The sequence below is a fragment of the Nonomuraea turkmeniaca genome (genome assembly GCF_005889735.1).
In the GTDB taxonomy this organism is placed as follows: domain Bacteria; phylum Actinomycetota; class Actinomycetes; order Streptosporangiales; family Streptosporangiaceae; genus Nonomuraea; species Nonomuraea turkmeniaca.
The window spans coordinates 1-4,565 of the sequence record NZ_VCKY01000415.1 but is presented as its reverse complement, the minus strand read 5'-3'; the positions used below and the strand labels follow the sequence as shown (position 1 = coordinate 4,565).

General features: G+C 70.5%; 4 protein-coding genes. All 4 read left to right on the top strand.

The genetic code is table 11. From position 1 onward, the window contains the following. The first annotated feature begins 73 nt into the window (after window positions 1–73). Window positions 74–1,945 carry a DNA polymerase gene (locus tag ETD86_RS52670; protein ID WP_138674121.1) on the top strand — a complete coding sequence of 624 codons (1,872 nt, stop codon included), beginning with the start codon at window positions 74–76 and terminating at the stop codon, window positions 1,943–1,945. 194 nt (window positions 1,946–2,139) lie between these two features. After that, the gene (locus ETD86_RS52665; protein ID WP_138674120.1) at window positions 2,140–2,850 is read left to right on the top strand and encodes a hypothetical protein; all 711 of its coding nucleotides are present in this window, start codon (window positions 2,140–2,142) and stop codon (window positions 2,848–2,850) included. Next, window positions 2,850–3,911: a phosphoadenosine phosphosulfate reductase family protein gene (locus ETD86_RS52660; protein WP_138674119.1), complete on the top strand. Its 1,062-nt coding sequence runs from the start codon at window positions 2,850–2,852 to the stop codon at window positions 3,909–3,911. Before ETD86_RS52665 ends, ETD86_RS52660 begins: the two co-directional genes overlap by 1 nt. A gap of 135 nt (window positions 3,912–4,046) precedes the next feature. Then, on the top strand, window positions 4,047–4,565 hold a 519-nt coding region (locus ETD86_RS52655), incomplete at its 3' end, for a bifunctional DNA primase/polymerase (protein ID WP_138674118.1).

Sequence of the window (4,565 nt, the reverse complement as noted above, 5' to 3'; positions counted from 1 at the left end):
ACCGCCCCACCGTGCTGCCCGCGAGTGCACCGGTGCTGTGGACCTGCCCGCACTGCCATCCCGTGGAGGCCCAATGACCGCCCCACCCACCGGCCCGGCCGGCAGCTACGTGCGCGAGCACGCCGGCCACGCCATGACCGTCCACCCTCCCGCCACGTTCGAGCCGGCCACGTTCGCCCGGTTCTGCGCCGCCGAGGCGATGCTGGGGCTGGACGTGGAGACCAGCGCCATCGACGACAAGGGCCCTCGACAGTTCGCGCCCGCCTTCACCGTGCGGCTGGTCCAATTCGGCTCCCCGCGTGAGGCGTGGGTGCTGGACCCGTCCGACCCCGGCCAGCACGCCGCGATCCGGGCGACGCTGGCCGACCCCGCGCGCCGGTTCGTCACCCACACCCCCTACGATCCGCTAGCCGTTTGGGCGGCCTTCGGCATCGCGCTGGGGCAGCGCGTCATCGACACGCACCTGTTGTCGAAGCTGATCGACCCGGACGAACGCGCCGGCCACGGGCTCAAGGAGCTGACCGGCCGCCACCTGGACGACGGCCTGCAACAAGCCGAGGCCGCCCTGCACGCCCGGATGCGCGCCCTGGCCCCGACCGGGCACCGCGCCGGCCACACCTGGCAGACCTGGGGGTGGAACCACCTGCCCACCTCCGATGAGGCGTACGTGGTGTATGCCGGGCTGGACGCCGTCTACGTGCGCCGGCTGCTGCCGGTGCTGCTACGGCACTGCCTGGACTTCACCCACCTGGTGCGGATGGAACAATGGTTGGCCGCCCACGCGACCGGCATCACCATCCGCGGCCTGCTGCTGGACCGCTCCTACACCACCACCCTTCTGCAGCAGGTCCAGCGCGAGCACCACGCCGCCGAGGCGGGCATTCAGCAGGCGCTCGGGTTCCCGGCCGGTTCGCCCCGGTTCGCCGCCTGGCTGGACGGCCACCTCACCGAGGCGGGCATCACCGACCTGCCGCGCACCCCCACCGGCCGGCTGAAGGTCACCGCCGACACCCTCACCACCCTCACCGAGCGGAGCGCCGACACGCTGCCAGAGCAGGTGCGCGACGTGCTGGCCGCCCGGCAAACAGTGGCCCGCACCTCCAACCTGATCGCCAACCTGACGGCGTTCCTGCGCGCCGCCGACCCCGCCGGCCGCGTCCATCCGCAGATCAACACCCTGCGCGCCAAGACCGCCCGCATGTCCATCACCGGCCCGGCGTTGCAGACGCTCAAGAAGCACGACCCGCGGCTACGGCACTGCTTTCGCGCTGACCCCGGCCACGTGCTGGTCTCCTGCGACTTCTCCCAGGTAGAGGTACGGGTGGCCGCCGCCCTGTCCAACGACCCAACCCTGAAACAGGTGATCGCTTCCGGCACCGACATCCACGACGCCACCGCCGCCCTGATGTACGGCGACGGCTACACCAAAGAGCAACGCACCATCTCCAAACGGTGCACCTTCGGCACCCTGTACGGCGGCGGCGCCACCGCGCTAGCCGACCAGACCGGCGTCACCCCCGAGGTGGCCCGGCAGGTCATCGACCGATGGCAGTCCACCTACCCGCGCGTGATCGCCTACACCAAACGCCTGTCCTCCCACAAGGTGGTGACCACGCCGAGCGGCCGGCGCATCCCCGCCGACCCCGCCCGCGGCTACGCCAACGGCAACTACATGATTCAATCCACCGCCCGGGACCTGCTGTTGGCCGCCGTCTACACCTTCGCCACCGCCCACCCCGAGGCCAAGCTGTGGCTGTTCGTCCACGACGAAGTCATCATCCACGCCCCCACCCGCGACGCTGAGCGGCTCCGCGACGCCCTCCAACAGGCGATGACGACCACCTTCCGCGGGGTGCCCATCGTGGCCGAGGCCGACATCCTCGGCACCCACTGGGGCCACCTGCCCGACGCATCGGTCCCGATCCCACATCAGGAAGCGGCATGAGCACGATCACCCCACCCCATATCCCCACAAACGGTGATTCGTCGTGTGCCGCCGGCGCTACGCGACGCGTCGCCTGCGACGTCGAACCCGACGCGTCGCGTTCCACCACGGCGCTACGCGACGCGCAACGGATCTGCGCCTGGTGCTCAGGTCCCATTCCCGCCGCCGCCCGGCGCGACGCGGTGTGCTGTTCAGTGCGCTGTCGGCAGGCACGTCACCGCTTCACCCGCACCGTGGGAGCCGGCGTCACTGAAGGCGTCGCGGCTGGCCACCCGCTACGGCTGGCCTACGCTGATCCGCCCTACCCGGGCAACGCCCGCCTGTATCACGGGCACCGTGACTACGCCGGCGAAGTAGACCACACGGCGCTAATCCACCGCCTGACGACCTACGACGGGTGGGCACTGTCCACCTCAGCCGCCGCCCTGCCCGCCGTACTGGCGCTATGCCCGGCCGGCGTGCGGGTGGCAGCCTGGCACCGCGGCGAACGTCCCACCGCCAGCAGGTGGCCGCTCAGCGCATGGGAACCGGTCATCTACGTTCAGGGCCGCGCCTCGAACCCGTCGTACAGGACCTACGCGACGCGACGGGTGGACTCTCTGGTACACGGCGTTTCGGCGATGACCACCCTGCCCGCCAGGGTCATCGGCGCCAAGCCGGCCGCGTTCTGCCGGTGGCTGTTCGACCTGCTGGGAGCTGACCCCGGCGACAGCTTCGACGACCTGTTCCCCGGCTCCGGGGCCGTCAGCCGCGCCTGGGCCGTCTTCGCAGGCACCGGCGTGCCGTCGCCTGCGGCCGAACCCGACGCGTCGCCTCCAGCTGAGCGCGACGTCTGCTCTTTCACCTGCAATCAGCCGTCGTCTTCGCCGGCGCACACGACGCCTAGTGCCTCTGGAGGGCCCTGATGGGACGCCGCTATGCCACCGCCCAGATGGACATGCTGCCCGGCATGCCCGACGCCGTCGTCAAACGCCCGAAGAAGACCGCCGCGCCCCCGCCGGCGCGCACCCTGGATGAGGCGATCCAGCGCAGTCACGACATCATCGCCGAAGCCCTGGACCGCTACCCCATCGTGGCCCGCCAAGCGCTGTTTTCCGGCGGCAACGACTCCAGCGTCCTTCTCCACCTGGCTCAGCCCTACCTGGACTCCTCACCGCACGATGCCGTGGTGCACGTCAACACCGGCATCGGCATCGAAGAGACAAGGCAGCACGTCCGAGACGTGGCCCGGGGCTGGAATCTGCCGCTGCGCGAGCTGCATCCGCGTGACTCCTACGATGACCTGGTCCTGGGGCGGGTGCTGGCTCGCACCGGCCCCAACGCCGGCAAGCGCCCCGTCTGGGTCGGCTTCCCCGGCCCCGGTGGCGACTCCCACAAGGTCATGTACCGGCGGCTCAAGGATGAGCCGTTGCAGCGCAACCGGGCCGCCATCATCGGCCGGCGTGGCCGTCGGGAGAAGGTGCTCTACCTGGCTGGGATGCGCTGGGACGAGTCCGAGCGGCGCATGCGCAACGCCGAAGAGATCGACCCCGAGGGCGGCATCATCTGGTGCTCACCCATCGTGCACTTCACCAACGCCCAGATGGCTGAATACCGGCGCCGCTTCCACCTGCCGCGCAACCCCGTGGCCGAGCATCTGCACATGTCCGGTGAATGCGAGTGCGGCTGTTTCGCCAAAGAGGGCGAGCTGGACGAGATCGAATTCTTCTACCGCAAGACCGCCTACCGCATCCGCTCCCTGGAAGCCCAGGCCAAGGCAGCCGGCATCGCCGCGTGCAAGTGGGGGCAACGTCCGCCCGGTAGCCGCGACACCGCCAAGCCGGGCAGCATCGCCGGCCGGCTGTGTGGCAAGTGCCCCAGCCGGGCACCTGGCCAGATCGACCTGATGGACCTGTGGGCCCAGGAGGGCCTCCTCACTCCGGCCTGCCCGCCCACGCCCGCACCCGTGCTGCCACAGGCGGCCTAAACACCCTCCCCGTCACCCCGGGCCAATCCCCCAACTGGTGGCCCTACCAGCCATCCGACAAGCCACCAGTTGGGGTGAAATCCGGTGCGCGATCAAGCACGCCCTAGCCCCGTGACCTACGGAAAGAGCCTGCTCATGACCAACCTGTTGGCAACCGCTCTTCACGCCGCGCGGTGCGGCTGGCACGTCTTCCCCCTCACTCCGCACGGCAAATACCCCGCTCGCGGCTTCACCGCCTGGGAGCGCAACGCCACCACCGACCACGACCAAATCACCGCCTGGTGGCAGCGCGCCCCCTACAACGTCGGCATCGCCTGCGGCCCCTCCGGCCTGCTGGTCATCGACCTGGACCTGCCCAAACCCGGCGAGCACCCGCCCGCCACATGGGCGCGACGTGGCATCGCATCCGGAGAGGAGGTCTTCCGTCATCTGTGTGCCGAGCACGGCCGGCCTTACCCCGGCGACACCCGCATCGTGACCACCCGCCGCGGCGGCACCCACCTGTACTTCACCGCCCCGCCCGGCCAGCGCCTCGGCAACACCTCCGGAGACCGCGGCAAGGGCCTGGGCTGGCTCATCGACACCCGCGGTACCGGTGGGTACGTCGTCGCCCCGGGTAGCTACGTGGCCGCCCGCGACGGCACCGGCCCCTAC

What these genes read in the sequence shown, in the direction of transcription:
- ETD86_RS52670 (WP_138674121.1), top strand. Translation starts at nt 74, where the DNA reads ATGACCGCCCCACCCACCGGCCCGGCCGGCAGCTACGTGCGCGAGCAC.
- ETD86_RS52660 (WP_138674119.1), top strand. Translation starts at nt 2,850, where the DNA reads ATGGGACGCCGCTATGCCACCGCCCAGATGGACATGCTGCCCGGCATG.